Below are 18,364 nucleotides of genomic sequence, written 5' to 3' on the forward strand. Positions count from 1 at the left end.
CCGGAGGGGGCTCAGTCCTCCTCGGAGAGCTGCGGGGTCCACTCGTACCGCGTGGTGCCGGGGACGTGGTCGCAGACCAGGAGGTACCCCTCGGGGCTGAACGCGACCGCGAGCGCCTCGTCCGGCGTGCAGGGGGCGAAGGCGCCTGGTCCCGCGGGGTCCGGCGGCCCCGACTCGGCATGGGGCGGAACGGTTCGGACGGGGGCCGGGGAGGAGGGGTCCGGCGCTCCCGCGGACCCGGCGTCCGACCCGAGTGCGGAGAGCGCGGTCATGGCGGCGGCGGTGAGCACGACGGCGCCGAGGACGGCAGCCCCGAGGAGCAGCCGGCCCCGGCGGCGGGGCGCCGACGGGGGAGCGGCCGTGGTCCCGGGGTGCTCGGGATGCTCCGGGGGCGTGCCCGCCGGCCCGTCCGGCGCGAACTGGTCCGGTACGAGGAAGGGGTCGCCCTCCCACAGGACCGGCCATCGCTCGGGTCCCAGGGCCGCCCGGCGGCGGGCCAGTTCGTCCCGGGCCTCATGAGCCGTGGGCCGGTCTCCGGGAGCCTCGGCGGTCATGGCGGCCACGAGCGCGGCCGGCGCCCCGAGGTCCCGCAGGACGAGCCCCGCCGCGTAGACGTCCTGCGCCGGACCGCCGCCCGCGCCGGACCGCGCCTCGGGGGCCAGGTAGTCCGGGGTGCCGGCGACGAACGCCGGTGAGGTGAGCCGCAGATGGGGCAGCACCCGGGCCACGCCGAAGTCGCTCAGGTACAGATGCGGGCGGCCCGTCCCGCTCGCCGCGAGCAGCAGGTTGGACGGCTTCACGTCGCGGTGCACGAGTTCCGCGGCGTGGACGGCGGCCAACGCGTCCATGAGCTGATGGGCAATCAGCAGGCCGACCTGCGGCGGCAGTTCGCCGTAGTCGGCGAGGAGTCCGGCGAGGGTGCCGCCGCGGACGAGCGGCAGCACCAGCCAGGCTTCGCCTTCCCGGACGAACCAGTCGACGGGGGCCAGGACGTGTGGATGGCCGAGGCGCACCGACTGCTCGCAGACGAGCCGCAGCAAGGACTCCAGGTCCGCGCTCCCGGACACCTTCACGGCCACGTCGTCGCCGCTGTGCGTGTCGACGGCCCGCCAGACCGTGCCCTGCGCCCCGCGCGCCACCGGCGCCACGAGCCGGTACCGTCCGGCGAGCATCCCCCCTGCTTCCATGCGCCGCAGGGTACTCCGGCGGCGCGGCGGGTCAGAGCGTGGCCAGCGTGAGCACCACGGTGTCACTGCTGGTGGCGACCGAGACGGACGTCTTGTCCGAGGTGGCGGTGAAGATGCCGGCGATGTCCACCACCGTGTACTGCGCGCCTTCGAGGGCCTTGCGGTACTCGCCGACGACGGCCTGCGGGTCCTGGGTGGTGAAGGTCAGGACGTAGGCGCCCTGGCTGCCGGTGACGGAGGTCAGCTCCCCGGAGGGCAGCGGCAGGCCGGCGGGCAGGTCGTCGGGCTTCTTCACGCCACCGGTGGCGGGCGCGTCGGAGGTGGGGGAGGCGGCGCCGTCGGCCGGAGCCTGAGTGGTGGCGGTGGCGGTGGCGGTGGCGCCGCCCTTGGCGTCGGTGCCGTCGGCCCCGCAGGCGGTCAGCCCCAGGACGGCGACGGCGGTGACGGCGGCGAGCGAAGTGGTGCGCTTCCAGGGCATGGTGACGTCCCATCAGTGAGGGTGGGTGAGGTCGTGCCTTCCGACCGGGAGATTGACATATGAAAACTCCCTTTGACAAGTGTCAATTCGGAGGCCTAGCGTCCTTCCCATGGACGCGACCGCCATCGCCCGCAATCAGGAACTCCAGCGCCAGTGGTACGGGGCTCCGCTCGGCGAGCTGTGCCGGGACCTCTGCGAGCGCTTCGGAACGACCCAGTCCGGGCTCGCCGAGATCCTGGGGATCTCGCCCGCCATGCTCAGCCTCGTCATGCGGGGCCAGCGCGCCCGGATCGCCAACCCCGACGCGGCGGCCCGCCTCTCCGCCGTCCTCCACCTCGCCCAGGAAGTCCGCGCCGGCGCCGTACCGGCCGGGGAGGCCCCCGGGGTCCTCGCGGAGATCCGCGCCAGCAGGACACCCGGCCAGGACTCGATGGGCGCCGTCGTCCTCCCCCACCACGAGACCGAGGCCCCCTCGGCCGACCCCGACCTGCGCTTCGCCCTGCGCCTGCGCGACCTGCTCGGCAGCCGCGCGAGCGCCGTCGACATCCTCGCCGCGGCCGCGCTCCTCGACGAGGACCACCCCGGCCTCGCCGAGGTCCTCCGCGTCTGCGGCGCGGGCCGCACGGACGAGGCCGTCGCCCTGGTCCGCGCGATAGGCCGCTGACCCCCGGGAGCGCCGCAGCACCCTGCTCCCGCGCCTCGGCCGGTGACGCCGGGGGCGTCACGCGCCCCGACGGGAGGCCATGAGCAGCCTCTGCAGCTCCCGCGCCGCTCTCGGTGGTGCCACGTCGCTGCGGTGCGCCAGCGCGATGGTCCGCCGCAGCCCCGGCCTGGCCAGTGCCGTCACCCTCAGGTCCCGGCCCGCGCGCGCCGCGACCATCGCCGGGACGACCGCGAGCCCGAGCCCCGCCCGTACGAAACCGAGCACCGCGTCCAGCTCCCCGCCCTCGACCGTGAACGTCGGCTCGAAGCCCTCCGCCCGGCAGGCCGCCACGGTCAGTTCCCGCAGGTCGTAGCCGTGCCGGAACATGACCAGGGGCTGATCCCGCAGGTCCTTGATCCGCACCGGCCGGCGCGGCGCCGGCTCCGAGGCCGCGGAGACCACCACCAGGTCCTCCCGGAGCAGCTCGACGGTCGTGAGGGCGGGCGAGGGGGAGGGGAGGGGGAGGACGACCAGGGCCAGATCGAGCGCCCCGCGGGCCAGCTCCCGTACGAGATCGTGCGAGCCGCCCTCCTCGATGAGGAGCTCGATCCCCGGGTGCAGGCCGTGGAAGGCCCGCAGGACGTCGGGCAGGAGCCCCGTGCACAGGCTCGGCGTCGCGCCGAGCCGCACCCGGCCCCGCTTCAGCTGGGCGAGCTCCTGCACCTCCAGGCGGGCCGTCTCCGTGTCGGCGAGGATCCGCCGCGCGAGCGGCAGCAGGGCCTCGCCCGCGTCGGTGAGGGTGATGTTCCCCCGGGCGCGGCTGAACAGCTCCGCGCCCAACTCCTGCTCCAAAGCCTTGATCTGCTGTGACAGCGAGGGCTGCGAGACGTGCACGCGCTCGGCGGCCCGGGTGAAGTGCCGGGTCTCGGCCACGGCGACGAAGTAGAGGAGCTGCTGGAACTGCATGCTCCCAGCGTAGGGGATATGGATAGGTGCAGCCTATTGAGATCAGCCGGACCATGTCTTGGACCTCTCGGGCCCTTCGGCCCTAGCGTCGAGCACATGGCTCTGGCACCCACGAGGGAGCGGACGGCCGCCCGCCCGCCGTCCCCCACACCCTCCCGCGGATTCTGGTCGTCGACCCTCGGCAAGAAGACGGTCATGGCCGTCAGCGGGCTCATCATGCTCGGCTATCTCGTCGCCCACGTCGCCGGCAACCTCAAGGTCTTCTTCGGCCCCGAGGAGTTCAACGCCTACGGCCACTGGCTGCGCGTCATGGGCGCCCCCGTCCTGCACCGCGAGTGGGCCCTCTGGCTCGTCCGGATCGTGCTCCTCGCCGCCGTCGCAGCCCACGCCGTCTCCGCGTACCAGCTCAGCCGGCGCGACCTGAAGGCCCGCCCCACCGCGTACGTCCACCGCCGCAAGCGCTCCTCGTACGCCACCCGCACCATGCGCTGGGGCGGGATCATCCTCGCCCTCTTCATCGTCTGGCACCTCCTCGACCTGACCACCGGCACCGTCCACCCCGGCGGTTTCGAGGAGGGCAAGCCCTACCAGAACGTCGTCGACACCTTCTCCACCTGGTACGGCAACGTCGTCTACATCGTCGCCATGCTCGCCCTCGGCCTCCACGTCCGGCACGGCTTCTGGAGCGCCGCCCAGACCCTGGGCGTCGGCAGCGCCCGCCGCGAGCGCCTCCTCAAGGCCCTCGCCAACACCCTCGCGCTCGTCCTGACCGCGGGCTTCGTCTCCGTCCCCGTCGCCGTCATGACCGGAGTGGTGAGCTGACCATGAGCTACCTCGAATACACCACCGGCGAGCCGATCGCCGACACCAAGGCGCCCGCCGGGCCCATCGCCGAACGCTGGGACACCCGTCGCTTCCAGGCCAAGCTGGTCAACCCCGCCAACCGGCGCAAGCACCGGATCATCGTCGTCGGCACCGGCCTCGCCGGCGGCTCCGCCGGCGCGACCCTCGCCGAACAGGGCTACCACGTCGTCCAGTTCTGCTTCCAGGACTCCCCGCGCCGCGCCCACTCCATCGCCGCCCAGGGCGGCATCAACGCCGCCAAGAACTACCGGAACGACGGCGACTCGATCCACCGCCTCTTCTACGACACCGTCAAGGGCGGCGACTTCCGGGCCCGTGAGTCCAACGTCCACCGCCTCGCCCAGATCTCCGTCGAGATCATCGACCAGTGCGTCGCCCAGGGCGTCCCCTTCGCCCGCGAGTACGGCGGCCTGCTCGACACCCGTTCCTTCGGCGGTGTCCAGGTCTCCCGCACCTTCTACGCCCGCGGCCAGACCGGCCAGCAGCTCCTCCTCGGCGCCTACCAGGCGCTGTCCCGGCAGATCGCCGCCGGCAACGTCGAGATGCACGCCCGTACGGAGATGCTCGACCTGATCGTCGTCGACGGGCGGGCCCGCGGCATCGTCGCCCGCGACCTGATCACGGGCGAGATCTCCACCCACTACGCGGACGCGGTCGTCCTCGCCAGCGGCGGCTACGGCAACGTCTTCTACCTGTCGACGAACGCCATGAACTCCAATGCCACGGCCGTCTGGCGGGCCCACCGGCGCGGCGCGTACTTCGCCAACCCCTGCTTCACCCAGATCCACCCCACCTGCATCCCGCGCACCGGCGACCACCAGTCCAAGCTGACCCTGATGAGCGAGTCGCTGCGCAACGACGGCCGCATCTGGGTCCCGAAGGCGAAGGGCGACACCCGGCCCGCCGCCGAGATCCCCGAGGACGAGCGCGACTACTACCTGGAGCGGATCTACCCCTCCTTCGGCAACCTCGTCCCCCGCGACATCGCCTCCCGCGCCGCGAAGAACGTCTGCGACGAGGGCAGGGGAGTGGGCCCCGGCGGCCAGGGCGTCTACCTGGACTTCGCCGACGCCATCCGGCGCATGGGCCGCAAGGCCGTCGAGGCGAAGTACGGCAACCTCTTCGACATGTACGCGCGGATCACCGCGGAGGACCCGTACGAGGTCCCCATGCGGATCTACCCCGCCGTGCACTACACGATGGGCGGACTGTGGGTCGACTACGACCTCCAGACCACCGTCCCCGGCCTCTTCGCCATCGGCGAGGCCAACTTCTCCGACCACGGGGCCAACCGGCTCGGCGCCTCCGCCCTCATGCAGGGCCTCGCCGACGGCTACTTCGTCCTGCCCGCCACCATCAACGACTACCTGGCCCGCCATCCGCACGACGAACCCGTCACCGACGAGCACCCGGTGGTCCGCGAGGTCCTCGCCGAGACCGAGGACCGCCTCCACCTCCTGCTCTCCGTCGACGGCGACCGCACCCCCGACTCCTTCCACCGCGAACTCGGCGAACTCATGTGGGAGTACTGCGGCATGGCCCGCACCGAGGAGGGCCTGACCAAGGCCCTGCGCCGCATCCCCGAGATCCGCGAGGAGTTCTGGAGCCGCATCAAGGTCCCCGGCACCGGGGAGGAGTTCAACCAGTCCCTGGAGAAGGCCAACCGGATCGTCGACTACCTGGAGCTCGCCGAGCTCATGTGCCTCGACGCGCTGCACCGCGCCGAGTCCTGCGGCGGCCACTTCCGCGAGGAGTCCCAGACCCCGGACGGCGAGGCCGCCCGCCGCGACGAGGAGTTCGCGTACGCCGCCGCCTGGGAATTCCGGGGGTCCGGGGGTCGTCCCCCGGGAGAGCACAGCACCCCCGAGGGCGCCGCCCCGGTCCTCCACAAGGAGGACCTCACCTTCGAGTACGTCCACCCCACCCAGCGGAGCTACGCATGAGGCTCAACCTGCGCGTCTGGCGCCAGAAGAACGCCGGCACCGAGGGCGCCATGGCCACCTACGAGGTGGACGGGGTCTCTCCCGACATGTCCTTCCTGGAGATGCTCGACACCCTCAACGAGGACCTCATCGTGCGCGGCGAGGACCCCGTGGCCTTCGACCACGACTGCCGCGAGGGCATCTGCGGCGCGTGCAGCCTCGTCATCAACGGCGACGCGCACGGGCCGGAGCGCACCACCACCTGCCAACTGCACATGCGCTCCTTCCGCGACGGCGACACCATCGACGTCGAACCCTGGCGCGCGGCCGCCTTCCCCGTCGTCAAGGACCTGGTCGTCGACCGCTCCGCCTTCGACCGCGTCATCCAGGCCGGCGGCTACATCACCGCGCCCACGGGCTCCGCGCCCGAGGCCCACGCCACCCCCGTGCCCAAGGCCGACGCGGACTCGGCCTTCGAGCACGCCGAGTGCATCGGCTGCGGCGCCTGCGTGGCGGCCTGCCCCAACGGCTCGGCGATGCTCTTCACCTCCGCCAAGATCAACCACCTGAACGTCCTGCCCCAGGGCTCCCCGGAACGCGAGACCCGGGTCCTCGACATGGTCGCGCAGATGGACGCCGAAGGCTTCGGTGGCTGCACCCTGACGGGCGAATGCGCCACGGCCTGCCCCAAGGGCATCCCGCTCCCGTCGATCGCCGCGATGAACAGGGAGTGGCTGAGGGCGCAGCGCAAGGCCCCCCGGGGCTGATCGGATCCGGACAGTCTGACGGCGTGGGCTCCGCCACACCGCCCACCCCGGAGCCGAAGATCATTCACGGAACGATCACTTTCTCCGTAGGATCTTCGGTCCGGGGTGCTCCTGTCCGTCGCGACAGCAAGATCAACTCCGTTCAAAGCTGTACTTACCGTGGCAAGTTGTCCACTTCGCGGCCAACCGGCCACCGGTGATTTCTGCCCCGCCGACACCTCCGAGTACTGATGAGTACAGCCGGGGGGCACCTGACCGAACCCCCCGGTCGTACCGACCATTTGGGGGATTCATGTCCAGCATCACCCGCCGCCGGGCCCTCGGTGTCGCGGCCGGCGCGGCAGGCGCCGCCGCGGGCCTCGCCCTGGCCGGCCCGGCCGCCGCCGCTCCCGGGGCCGCCGCTCCCGGGACCGCCGCTCCCGGGACCGCCGCTCCCGGGACCGCCGCTCCCGGGACCGCCCCTTCCGCGGCCGCCCCGGACTCGTTCGACGAGGTCTACCAGGGCCGCCGCATCAAGGGGGGACCCTCCGGTGCCGGCGGCCACCACGGGGGACACCACGGAGGCGGCTACTCCGTGACGATCGACGGCGAAGAACTGCACGTCATGCGGAACGCCGACGGCACCTGGATCAGCGTGATCAACCACTACGAGCCCGTCGCCACACCCAGGGCGGTGGCCCGCGCGGCCGTCCGGGAACTCCGGGGCGCCCCGCTCGTACCCCTCACCCTCACCTGATCCGATCCAGGAGCGGCACCACCATGACCGTACGCAAGAACCAGGCCACCCTCACCGCCGACGAGAAGCGGCGCTTCGTCGACGCCCTCCTGGAGCTCAAGCGCTCCGGGCGGTACGACACCTTCGTCACCACGCACAACGCCTTCATCATGAGCGACACCGACAGCGGTGACCGGGTCGGCCACCGCTCGCCCTCGTTCCTGCCCTGGCACCGGCGCTTCCTCATACAGTTCGAGGAGGCGCTGCGGTCCGTCGACCCCACCGTCACCCTCCCTTACTGGGACTGGACGGCCGACCGCACCGCCCGCTCCTCGCTCTGGGCCCCCGACTTCCTCGGCGGCACCGGCCGGGCCCGCGACGGCCAGGTGACGGACGGCCCCTTCGCGCGGACCGGCAACCGCTGGACGATCAACGTCCGCGTCGACGGGCGGGACTACCTCAGGCGTGACCTCGGCGCCGGCGGCCGCCAGCTGCCCACCCGGGCCGAGGTGGACTCCGTCCTCGCCATGGAGACCTACGACACCGCCCCCTGGAACAGCGCCTCGGACGGCTTCCGCAACCACCTGGAGGGCTGGCGCGGGGTGAACCTCCACAACCGCGTCCACGTCTGGGTCGGCGGCCAGATGGCCACCGGAGTCTCCCCGAACGACCCCGTGTTCTGGCTGCACCACGCCTTCGTGGACAAGCTGTGGGCCAACTGGCAGGCCCGCCACCCCCGCTCGACGTACCTGCCGGCCGCCGGAACCCCGAACGTCGTCGACCTCCGCGACACCATGCGTCCGTGGAACGACGTGACCCCGGCGGACATGCTGGACCACACCCGTCACTACACGTTCGACACGGCCGCCTGACCCCACCGGGCGGGGTTCAGCGCCGCTCGCCGAACCCCAGTGCCCGGGCCAGATACGGCGCGGTGCGGCTGTCCGCCGCCCGCGCCACCCGGTCCGGAGGCCCCGCCGCCACCACCCGGCCGCCCTGGTCTCCACCACCGGGGCCCAGGTCGACGACCCAGTCGGCGGTGGCGACGACGTCCATGTCGTGCTCGACGACGACCACCGAGTGCCCGGCGTCCACGAGACCGTGGAGCTGACGCATCAGAACCTCCACATCGGCCGGGTGCAGCCCGGTCGTCGGCTCGTCCAGGACGTAGAGGGTGTGGGCCCCGCGCGGCCGCTGGAGCTCCGAGGCGAGCTTGATGCGCTGCGCCTCACCGCCGGAGAGCTCGGTGGCCGGCTGCCCGAGCCGCAGATAGCCGAGGCCCACGTCGAGGAGGGCGCCCAGGCTCCGGGCCGCCGCGGGGGTGTCGTCGAAGAAGGCGGCGGCGGACTCGACGGTCAGATCGAGGACCTCGGCGATGGTGAGCCCGCGCAGCCGCACCTGGAGCGTCTCGGGGTTGTAGCGGGCGCCGTGGCAGTCGGGACAGGGCGCGTACGTACTGGGCAGGAAGAGGAGCTCCACCGAGACGAAGCCCTCTCCCTGGCAGGTCTCGCAGCGGCCTCCGGGCACGTTGAAGGAGAAGCGGCCCGCCTTGTACCCGCGGGCCCTGGCCTCCTCGGTCTCCGTGAACAGCTTGCGCACCACGTCGAACAGTCCGGTGTACGTGGCGAGGTTGGAGCGCGGAGTACGGCCGATCGGACGCTGATCCACCGTCACCAGACGCCCGACCCCGGGGACTTCCCCGGTCAGCGCGCCGACGAGCGTCGACTTGCCGGAGCCCGACACACCCGTCACGGCCGTGAGGACGCCGACCGGGAAGGCCGCGTCCACCGCCCGCAGATTGTGCAGGGTGACCGGCCCCGGCCGCAGCCAGTCGGCCGGTTCCCGCACCGTCCGCGCGGGCGCGGGGGCCCGGTCGAAGAGGAACCGCCGGGTCGCGGACGCCTCGACGCCCGCCAGTTCCTCCGGCGGCCCGCTGTGCAGCACCCGCCCGCCGTGCACACCGGCGCGCGGGCCGACGTCCACGAGCCAGTCGGCGTGCCGGACGACATCGAGATGGTGCTCGACGACGAACACCGAGTTGCCGGCCGCCTTGAGCCGGTCGAGGACCACCAGCAGGGCCTCGGTGTCGGCCGGGTGCAGTCCGGCGGAGGGCTCGTCGAGCACGTACACCACACCGAAGAGACCGGAACGCAGCTGGGTCGCCAGCCGCAGCCGCTGGAGCTCGCCGTTGGAGAGGGTGGGGGTGGCGCGGTCCAGACTCAGATAACCGAGGCCGAGTTCGGTGACCGTGCCGATGCGGGCGACGAGGTCCTCGGTGAGGACCCGGGCCGTCTCCGAGGCGTCCGGCGCCGTCGCCGCGGCCGTCGAGAGGAGACCCGAAAGGGCGGTGAGCGGCAGGGCGGCCAGCTCGGCGACGTTCCGGCCGGCGAAGGTGACCGCGAGCGCCTCCGGCCGCAGCCGGCCGCCGCCGCAGGCCGGGCAGGGCGAGCTGGTGAGGAAGCGCTCCGCCTTCGCGCGCAGCGTCGGGCTCTTCGAGTCGGAGAAGGTCCGCAGCACATAGCGGCGCGCACTCATGTACGTGCCCTGGTACGGGCGTTGGATGCGGTCGGCCTCCCGCACCGGGTGCACGGTGACGACCGGCTGCTCGTCCGTGAAGAGAATCCACTCCCGGTCCTTCGGGTCGAGCTCTCGCCACGGCCGGTCGACGTCGTACCCGAGGGTGTCGAGGACGTCCCGCAGATTCTTCCCCTGCCAGGCACCGGGCCAGGCGGCGATCGCTCCCTGGCGGATCGACAGATCGGGCTCGGGGACGAGGAGTTCCTCGCTGGTGTCGTGGATCAGCCCGAGACCGTGGCACGAAGGGCACGCACCCGCCGCCGTGTTGGGGGAGAAGGCGTCGGAGTCGAGCCGCTCCGCGCCGTCCGGGTAGTCCCCGGCCCGCGAGAACAGCATCCGCAGGGAGTTGGACAGCGTGGTCACCGTACCGACGGAGGAGCGGGCGTTCGGCGAGGACCGGCGCTGCTCCAGGGAGACCGCCGGCGGGAGCCCGGTGATCTCGCCGACCGCGGGCGCCCCCACCTGGTGGATCAGCCGCCGCGCGTACGGCGCCACCGACTCGAAGTACCGGCGCTGGGCCTCGGCGTAGATCGTCCCGAAGGCCAGCGACGACTTGCCGGAGCCGGAGACCCCGGTGAACACGACGAGCGCGTCGCGCGGGATGTCGACGTCGACCCCGGAGAGGTTGTGCTCCCGGGCGCCTCGGACGCGGACGTACGGATCGTGGGGGGTGTCATGCATGGGGCGACTTTATCGAATGGTCAGCTTTTGCCCCGGTCGGTCCCCGGCTGTCGCGAGGCAGGCGCCGCGAGTCGGCGTTCGCCCCGGTCGGTCCCCGGCTGTCGCGAGGCAGGCGCCGCGAGTCGGCGTTCGCCCCGGTCGGTCCCCGGCCGTCACGAGGCAGGCGGCGTGAGGCCGGCGGCGCGGGCAAGCCGGCGGTACGACTCGCTCAGCGCCGCCCGGTCGTACGTGCTCGTGGTGACGAGCACCTCCTGCGCCCCGGTCTCCTTCACCGCCCGCTCCAGCGCCTCCGCCACCTGCTCCTCCGTGCCGTGCACATGCCCGTCGAGCCCCGCCTCGTAGAGGCCGCGCTGCTTCTCCGTCATCGGCAGCCCCTCGATCCGCTCGGCGGCGGCCAGCGGCGGAAAGTCGCCGCGGGTGCGCGAGTACGCGAGCGACCAGGCCTCCGGGATCAGCAGCCGTCGGGCCTCCGCCTCGGTGGCGGCCACCGCGACCGTCCCGGCGACGACCACGTACGGCTCGGCCGCCCACGGGGACGGACGGAACCCCGCCCGGTACGTGTCGACGGCCTTCAGCAGCCGGTCCCGGCCGCGCAGGTCACCGATGACCAGCGGCAGCCCGGCCGCCGCGGCGATCCCGGCGCCCTCCCCGGTCGCGAGGACGAAGGGCGGCACCCGCAGACCCTCGGCGGGCCGGGCGTGCACCCGCGGGTGCGCCGTCTGCCCGCCGGTGAACCAGCCGAGGAGCTCGTCGAGCTGCTCCCCGAACCGGTCGGCCTCGTCCTTGTCCCGGCCGAGGGCCCGGCGGATGCCGTCCGTGAAGCCCACCGAGCGGCCGATCCCCAAGTCGATCCGGCCGGGGAAGAGGGACTCGAGCACACCGAACTGCTCGGCCACGACCAGCGGCCGGTGGTTCGGGAGCATCACCCCTCCCGTACCGACGCGGACCGTGGAGGTCGCGGCGGCGACGGCGGCGGCGAGCACCGTGGGCGCCGAACCGGCGACACCGGGCACGCCGTGGTGCTCCGACACCCAGAAACGGTGATAGCCGAGGGCCTCCACCTCCCGGGCCAGGCGCACGGTCTCGCGCAGCGCCTGAGGAGCGTCCTCGCCCTCCCGGGTGCGGGAGCGGTCGAGGACGGAGAAACGGATGCCGTCGAGGAAGGTGCTCACGGAAGGTTCAACGCGCTGGGCCGGCGGGGATTCCCCGCGAGGGCCTTGCCGCCTGTGGTAACAACCCCGAGTACGCACCCCGTGACGGAAGGAATGCGGAATGGACCACGACGCCACGAACGGGCGGCCGGTGTCGGCGGCGGAGCTCTTCGACGGCCTGGGGATCGACTACGAACGCGCCTTCGTCCGGCTGCCGGCCCAGCGGGCGGCGATCGAGTGGCTCACCGCCCGGCTGGGTGCGGGGGCCAGGGTCCTCGACGTCGGCAGCGGGACCGGCCGCCCGGTGGCCGACCTCCTGGTGCGCGCCGGCTGCGAGGTGACCGGCATCGACGTGTCGGGCGAGATGGTCGCCCTCGCGAGGGCGCAGGTGCCGGGGGCCGGCTTCGAGCAGTGCGACGTGCGCGCGTTCGAGGCGCCGGAGGGCCACTACGACGCGGTGTGCGCTTTCTTCCCCCTGATGATGATGAGCCGGGCGGAGGCGGCGGCCGCCCTTAAGCGCATGGCGGGCTGGCTCGCGCCGGGCGGCTTCCTGGTGACGGCGACCGTGCCGGCGGACGTGGAGGACGTCGAGATCGTCTGGATGGAGCGCAAGGTCAGGGTCTCCAGCTTCTCGGCGGAGGAGTACGTGCGCCTCCAGCGGGAGGACTGCGGCCTCGACGTGCTCCACCACGAGCTGTCCGTCTTCGCGCCGGACGACGACCGCGCGGCCCCCGAGGAACACCTCTTCACCTACGCCCGCCGCCCGGCCTCCGCGGAAGCGCCAGAGAGCTGACGCATCGTCAATTGACGGTGCATCAGTTATTGACGGTTCATCAGTCCGGTCACAGAATGCGGGCACCCGACGGAGGGATCGCCCGTGCCTCGACCGTTGCGCGTCATCGCCGCCGCCTTCGCCCTGCTCCTCGTCACCGCATGCAACTCCGCCTCCAACGGCGGAAGCACCCCCTCGTCCGCACGCGGAGTCACCGCCGACACGATCAAGGTCGGTGGCATCGTCTCCATGACCACCGCCAGCGGCTACTCCAAGAAGGACACCGACCTCGGCGCGAGGGCCCGCTACGAACGGGCCAACGCCGAGGGCGGGATCAACGGACGGAGGATCGAGTACCTGGGCGCCGAGGACGACGGCCAGGACCCCGCCAGGAACCTGGCGGCGGCCCGCAAGCTCGTCCAGCAGGACAAGGTCTTCGCCGTCTCCCCGATGAGCTCGGTCACCTTCGCCGGGGCCGACTTCCTCGACGCCCAGAAGGTCCCGACGGTGGGCTGGGGCACGCTCCCCTCGTTCTGCGGGCCCGCGCATCTCTACGGCTTCAACGGCTGCCTCGTCCCGACGCCCGGCGGCACGCTCAACCAGACCTGGCCCGAAGGCCTCGCCACCGTCCTCGGCGGCGCGCGCGGCAAGTCGGTCGCGCTCATCGCCGGCGACAACGACGCCGGCAAGTTCGGCATCCGCACCTTCACCCAGGGCTTCAAGGCGGCCGGCTTCCAGGTCGCCTACGCCAAGGCCGTGGTGCCCGCGACCTCGATGCCCAGCGACTGGTCGGCGTACACCAAGGAGATCCTCCGCTCAGGACCGGGCGGCGGCGCACCCGACGCCGTGGTCTCCGTGATGCAGACGCCGTACAACATCGGCCTTTTCACCGCGCTCAAGCGGTCCGGCTACAAGGGCGTCATCTCCGACCCGACGGACTACGACCCCGGGCTGCTCGCGAAGGACGCGACGAAGCAGGCCCTCGACGGGGTGCACGTACTGCTGCAGTTCCAGCCCTTCGAGTCGGACACTCCCGCGATGCGGCAGTTCAAGGCCGACATCAGGAAGGCCGCCGGCGGCAAGGACGTACCCCTCAACATGCACATGATGACGGGGTACATGAGCGCCGACCTCTTCCTCTCGATCGCGAAGAAGGCGGGCGAGGACCTCACCGTCGAGTCCTTCCAGAAGGCCGCCGACGGCTTCTCCGACACGGGAACGCTCGTGGGCGACCGTGCCGAGCCCAAGGGGAAGAAGGAGAGCTTCGGCTGCGGCGCGCTCGTCCGGCTGAAGAACGGGCGGTACGAGGTGGCGGTGCCGTTCACCTGCTATCCGCCGATCCCCTTCGGCTGAGGGGGCGCGTCACGTGGGTGACCTGCTGGGCTTCGTCCTGAGCGGGCTGGTCTCGGGCGCGCTGTACGCGCTGCTCGCGACCGGCCTCGTGCTGTCCTACTCCGCCTCCGGGCTCTTCAACTTCGCGCACGGCGCCACCGCCTATCTCTGCGCGCTGGCGTTCTACGAGCTCCACTCCGGCTTCGGCCGGCCAGCCGTCCCCACCGCCCTGCTCCTGGTGTTCGTGGTGGCGCCCGGCCTCGGCTGGGGCCTGGACCGGCTGATGTTCCGCAAGCTCGCCGGGGTCGGCGAGACGGCGCAGATCGTCGCCACGATCGGCCTGCTCGTCGCGCTGCCCGCGGCCGGACTGTGGGCGGTCGAACTCCTGGAGCGGGCGGGCGCCCCGGTCAAGCCCGCCGAGAACCAGTTCGGGCTGCCGGGCGTCGGGCCGAGCCCCGCGGTGTCCTGGCAGCCGCTCGACGGCGTGGGCATCGACTCCGACCAGTTGATCACCTGGATCGCCACCGCCCTCGCGGCGGCCGGCCTGTGGCTCCTCATGCGGCACACCCGGCTCGGCCTGCGGCTGCGGGCCGCCGTCGACAACCGCGCGCTGACCGAGCTGCGGGGCATCAGCGCGGACCGGCTGTCCTCCATCGCCTGGATGCTGTCGTCCGGCCTCGCGGGTCTCGCCGGAGTCCTCGCGACCCCGCTGCTCGGGCTCTCCGCGCACGACTACACGCTGTTCCTGTTCGTCTCGGCCACCGCGGCGGTCCTCGGACGCTTCACATCGGTGCCGCTCGCCTTCGCGGGCGGCCTCGGACTCGGGGTGCTGCAGAACCTGGTGGCGGGGTACGCGTCGTTCGCCGAGGGCATCACCGGCTTCCGCACGGCCGTACCGTTCCTCATCCTCTTCGCCGGACTCGTCGTCCTGGGCCGGCGGCGGCGCCGCGCGGCGGGCACGGCGGCCGTGGACCCGCCGCCGGTCGAGTACCTCGCCGGGAAGGGCCGGGGCCGCCGCTGGGGCGCCTGGATCGTGGCCGGCGTGCTCCTCGGCACGGCGTTCTACACCGTCACCACGCCCTTCTGGAGCGGGATCCTGGCCCAGGGGCTCGCGATCGGGCTCGTGTTCATGTCGTTCACGGTGGTCACCGGTCTCGGCGCGATGGTGTCGTTGGCGCAGGCGACGTTCGTGACCGGCGCCGCCCTGGTCGCCGGGCTGCTGATGAGCCACGGCTGGCCCTTCGTCGCGGCGGCGGCGGTCGGCACGGCGGCCGCGGCCCTGCTCGGCGCGGTGGTCGCGCTGCCCGCTCTGCGGCTCGGCGGCAGATCACTGGCCCTGGCCACCCTGGCGCTCGCCTTCCTGGCGGACCAGGTCCTCTTCCAGCTCGGATGGCTGCGCAACGGCGACACCGGGTGGGAGATCCCGCGGCCGGTGGTCGGACCGGTGGACCTCGGCGACGACCGGGCCCTGGGGCTCGCCCTCGTGCTGCTCAGCGGCGCGGTCGTCGCGCTCCTCAGCCGGCTGCGCGGCTCCCGCTGGGGCCGGGCCGTGCTCGCCGTCCGCTCGGCCCCCGAGGCCGCGGCCGCGTCGGGGGTGTCGGTCGTACGGACCAAACTGCTGCTGTTCACGGTGTCGGCGGGCCTCGCGGGCTTCGGAGGGGTGCTCTACGCCTCGTACAACACCAGGATCACGGCCACGGACTTCACGGCGATGACGGGCCTGGTGTGGCTGGCGGTCGTGGTCGCGGCGGGGGTGCGCAGGCCGCAGTTCGCGGTCGTGGCGGGGCTGGTCTTCGCGGTGGTCCCGCACCTGATGACGACGTACGTGACGGAGTCCGCGCATCTGCCGGTGATCCTCTTCGGCCTGGCGGGGCTCGCGCTGGCGAACGACCCGGACGGGTACTGCGCGGCGCTGCCGTCGAGGCTGGCGGCCCGGCGCGCGGCGAAGGCGGGGGCGGTCCGAGGGGGCGTGCCGGGGGCGGCCCCCGCCTTCGCCGGGGCGGCCCGGGGGGCTGTGCCGGGAGCCTCCGCGCCGCGAAGCCGAGGCGGCTCCGCTGCTCAGGTGGGGGACGGTCCGTACGAGGCGCACGCCGCCACGGCCGGAGGCGCCGCCCCGGGACCGGCCGATGGTCCGTACGTGCCGCACGCTGCTGCGGCCGGAGGCGCCGCCCCGGGACCGGCCGACGGTCCGTACGCGCCGCACGCTGCTGCGGCCGGAGGCGCCGCCCCGGGGCCGGCCGATGGTCCGTACGTGCCGCACGCTGCTGCGGCCGGAGGCGCCGCCCCGGGACCGGCCGACGGCCCCCGCGAGGTGCCGAGCGCGCTCGAACTCGTCGCCGTACGCGCCGGGTACGGCGACGCGCCCGTGCTCCACGGCGTGGATCTCGTGGTCCGCGGCGGGGAGGTACTGGTCCTGCTCGGGCCCAACGGGGCCGGGAAGTCCACCCTCTGCCGGGTGGCGGCGGGACTGCTGCGGCCGGCCGGCGGTCTCGTGCGGGTACGGGGCGCGGACGCCACCCGCGACGCGGCCGTCGCCCGGGCGCGCCGCGGGGTGCGGCTGGCCCCCGAGGGGCGGGGGATCTTCGCCGGACTCTCCATCGAGGAGAACCTGGCCCTCCAGCTGACGGGAGCCGAGGACCGCGACGCCGTGTACGAGCGGTTCCCCGCGCTCGCCGCCCGTCGCACCGTCGCCGCCGGGTCCCTTTCGGGCGGCGAGCAGCAGCTCCTCGCCCTCGCCCCGCTCCTCCAGCGACCGCCCGCGGTCCTCGTCGCCGACGAGCCGTCCCTCGGTCTCGCACCGCGCGTCGTGGACGAGGTCTTCCGCATCCTGGCCGAACTCCGCAGCCACGGAACCGCGTTGGTCCTCGTGGAGGAGAAGGCGGCCGAGGTGCTCGGGATCGCCGACACCGTCGCGTACCTCGCACAGGGCGAGATCGCCTGGTCCGGACCCCGGTCCGAGGTGGACCGGGACCGGCTCGCCGAGGCCTACCTGGGGACGGGAGTCCGCCGATGAGCCACACGCTGCTCCGCGCGAGCGGGATCGACGTCCGCTTCGGCGGCGTCCACGCCCTGCGTGACGTGACCGTCTCCGTCGGACCCGGTGAGATCTGCGGTCTCATCGGGCCGAACGGCGCGGGCAAGACGACGCTCTTCGACGTGCTGTCGGGGATGCGGCGCCCGGACCGGGGAGCGATCGCGTACGACGGCACGGACATCACCCGCCGGTCCTCCGTCTGGCGGGCCCGGCACGGCATCCGCCGCACCTTCCAACGCCAGCAGCTCTTCGGCCAGTTGACCGTCACGGACAATCTCGTCGTGGCGCAGGACTGGCGGGGCGGAGTACGGCCCGCGGCGCGCCGCCGTCGGGAACGGGCCGCGGCCGTGCTCCACGAGTGCGGGATCGACGCGCTCGCCGCCTCGTACGCGGGCGGCCTGCCCGTCGGACAGGCCCGCATGGTCGAGCTGGCCCGCGCGCTCGCCGATCCGCCCCGGGTCCTGCTCCTCGACGAGCCCGCGTCCGGGACGACCGCCGAGGAACGCCGCAGACTCGCCGCCGTCGTACGGCACATGGCCGACGAGGAGAACTGCGCGGTGCTGCTCGTCGAGCACAACGTGGCCTTCGTGATGGAGCTGTGTTCACGCGTCGTGGTGCTCGACCTCGGCAGGATCCTCGCCGAAGGGACACCGGCCGAGGTCCACGCGGACCCGGCGGTGCGGGAGGCGTACCTCGGGTCCGTGGGGGAGGAGGAGGTGCCGGACCGGTCGAGCCGGTGACCCACCGGTTCGCGAGACGGGGCTCCTCCGCTCCCTCGGGGGTGTCAGCACCCGCGGGGTCCCCCGCGTGGGAAGTTTGAGCGGGGCGCTCCGTCCACCCACCATGGGGACATGAGCCACGCATTCCAGACCCGCATCCTCGACATCACCACCGGGGCAGCGGAAAACGTCCACGACCTGACCCGGGAGTGCTCCTCCTTCCTTGCCGAGGTGGCGCAGGGCAGAGACGGGCTCCTGAACGTCTTCGCACCGCACGCGACCACAGGTGTGGCGTTGATCGAGACGGGTTCGGGCAGTGACACCGATCTCCTGGCCGCCCTGCACCAGCTCCTCCCCGCGGACGAACGCTGGCAGCACCGCCACGGAAGCCCGGGTCACGGCCGTGACCACGTGATGCCGGCGATCGTTCCGCCCCATGCGACGATCCCCGTGATCGGCGGTGAACTGGCGCTGGGCACCTGGCAGTCGGTGTGTCTGGTGGACACCAACAAGGACAACCCGGAGCGCCAGGTGCGACTGTCGTTCCTCGGGTAGT

The 18,364-nt window shown here is 72.9% G+C and carries 16 protein-coding genes; 11 read left to right on the forward strand and 5 right to left on the reverse strand.

Features of this window, described 5'->3' with window-relative positions; all coding sequences use genetic code 11:
* Positions 1–11: 11 nt before the first annotated feature.
* Together ACF07V_RS31085 and ACF07V_RS31090 are read right to left on the reverse strand one after the other, a co-directional pair.
* Positions 12–1,187: a protein kinase gene (locus tag ACF07V_RS31085; RefSeq protein WP_392159017.1), complete on the reverse strand. Its 1,176-nt coding sequence runs from the start codon at positions 1,185–1,187 to the stop codon at positions 12–14.
* Between the two features lie 31 nt (positions 1,188–1,218).
* Positions 1,219–1,665: a hypothetical protein gene (locus ACF07V_RS31090; protein WP_392159018.1), complete on the reverse strand. Its 447-nt coding sequence runs from the start codon at positions 1,663–1,665 to the stop codon at positions 1,219–1,221.
* A 109-nt stretch (positions 1,666–1,774) separates the two neighbouring features.
* On the opposite strand from ACF07V_RS31090, the gene ACF07V_RS31095 reads away from it, so the two are divergent.
* A complete protein-coding gene (locus ACF07V_RS31095; protein ID WP_392159019.1) occupies positions 1,775–2,329 on the forward strand; it encodes a DNA-binding protein in 555 nt (184 codons plus the stop codon).
* Positions 2,330–2,386: 57 nt separating this feature from the next.
* Here the strand turns inward: ACF07V_RS31095 and ACF07V_RS31100 are convergent, their stop codons facing one another.
* On the reverse strand, positions 2,387–3,274 hold the full coding sequence (locus tag ACF07V_RS31100) for a LysR family transcriptional regulator (RefSeq protein ID WP_392159020.1): 888 nt from the start codon (positions 3,272–3,274) through the stop codon (positions 2,387–2,389).
* A gap of 96 nt (positions 3,275–3,370) precedes the next feature.
* Between ACF07V_RS31100 and ACF07V_RS31105 the strand changes: the two genes are divergently transcribed.
* From ACF07V_RS31105 to ACF07V_RS31125, 5 genes are all read left to right on the forward strand, one after another.
* Positions 3,371–4,096 (forward strand): succinate dehydrogenase, encoded by a 726-nt coding sequence (locus ACF07V_RS31105; protein WP_392159021.1) that lies wholly within the window; start codon positions 3,371–3,373, stop codon positions 4,094–4,096.
* Positions 4,097–4,098: 2 nt separating this feature from the next.
* Positions 4,099–6,081 carry a fumarate reductase/succinate dehydrogenase flavoprotein subunit gene (locus tag ACF07V_RS31110; protein WP_392159022.1) on the forward strand — a complete coding sequence of 661 codons (1,983 nt, stop codon included), beginning with the start codon at positions 4,099–4,101 and terminating at the stop codon, positions 6,079–6,081.
* Complete coding sequence (locus ACF07V_RS31115; protein WP_392159023.1) at positions 6,078–6,827, forward strand: succinate dehydrogenase/fumarate reductase iron-sulfur subunit; 750 nt, start codon at positions 6,078–6,080, stop codon at positions 6,825–6,827. Before ACF07V_RS31110 ends, ACF07V_RS31115 begins: the two co-directional genes overlap by 4 nt.
* A gap of 292 nt (positions 6,828–7,119) precedes the next feature.
* Positions 7,120–7,563, forward strand: a complete 444-nt coding sequence (locus tag ACF07V_RS31120) for a tyrosinase cofactor (protein ID WP_392159024.1) — start codon at positions 7,120–7,122, stop codon at positions 7,561–7,563.
* A gap of 23 nt (positions 7,564–7,586) precedes the next feature.
* A complete protein-coding gene (locus ACF07V_RS31125) occupies positions 7,587–8,414 on the forward strand; it encodes a tyrosinase family protein (protein ID WP_392159025.1) in 828 nt (275 codons plus the stop codon).
* A 16-nt stretch (positions 8,415–8,430) separates the two neighbouring features.
* Here the strand turns inward: ACF07V_RS31125 and ACF07V_RS31130 are convergent, their stop codons facing one another.
* Together ACF07V_RS31130 and ACF07V_RS31135 are read right to left on the reverse strand one after the other, a co-directional pair.
* Entirely contained in the window at positions 8,431–10,800 is a 2,370-nt protein-coding gene (locus ACF07V_RS31130; protein ID WP_392159026.1) for an ATP-binding cassette domain-containing protein, read from the reverse strand.
* Positions 10,801–10,952: 152 nt separating this feature from the next.
* Complete coding sequence (locus tag ACF07V_RS31135; protein ID WP_392159027.1) at positions 10,953–11,972, reverse strand: MsnO8 family LLM class oxidoreductase; 1,020 nt, start codon at positions 11,970–11,972, stop codon at positions 10,953–10,955.
* Between the two features lie 100 nt (positions 11,973–12,072).
* Here ACF07V_RS31135 and ACF07V_RS31140 point away from each other — a divergent pair, with 100 nt between their 5' ends.
* From ACF07V_RS31140 to ACF07V_RS31160, 5 genes are all read left to right on the forward strand, one after another.
* On the forward strand, positions 12,073–12,744 hold the full coding sequence (locus ACF07V_RS31140) for a class I SAM-dependent methyltransferase (RefSeq protein ID WP_392159028.1): 672 nt from the start codon (positions 12,073–12,075) through the stop codon (positions 12,742–12,744).
* A gap of 84 nt (positions 12,745–12,828) precedes the next feature.
* The gene (locus ACF07V_RS31145) at positions 12,829–14,076 is read left to right on the forward strand and encodes an ABC transporter substrate-binding protein (protein WP_392159029.1); all 1,248 of its coding nucleotides are present in this window, start codon (positions 12,829–12,831) and stop codon (positions 14,074–14,076) included.
* A 13-nt stretch (positions 14,077–14,089) separates the two neighbouring features.
* Positions 14,090–17,068: an ATP-binding cassette domain-containing protein gene (locus ACF07V_RS31150; RefSeq protein ID WP_392159030.1), complete on the forward strand. Its 2,979-nt coding sequence runs from the start codon at positions 14,090–14,092 to the stop codon at positions 17,066–17,068.
* On the forward strand, positions 17,065–17,829 hold the full coding sequence (locus tag ACF07V_RS31155; RefSeq protein ID WP_392159031.1) for an ABC transporter ATP-binding protein: 765 nt from the start codon (positions 17,065–17,067) through the stop codon (positions 17,827–17,829). The genes ACF07V_RS31150 and ACF07V_RS31155 overlap by 4 nt, the downstream gene beginning before the upstream one ends.
* Positions 17,830–17,940: 111 nt before the next feature.
* On the forward strand, positions 17,941–18,363 hold the full coding sequence (locus ACF07V_RS31160) for a secondary thiamine-phosphate synthase enzyme YjbQ (RefSeq protein ID WP_392159032.1): 423 nt from the start codon (positions 17,941–17,943) through the stop codon (positions 18,361–18,363).
* The last annotated feature ends 1 nt before the right edge of the window (position 18,364 follow it).

It is taken from the genome of Streptomyces sp. NPDC015661 (assembly GCF_043077765.1).
Classification (GTDB): Bacteria; Actinomycetota; Actinomycetes; order Streptomycetales; family Streptomycetaceae; genus Streptomyces.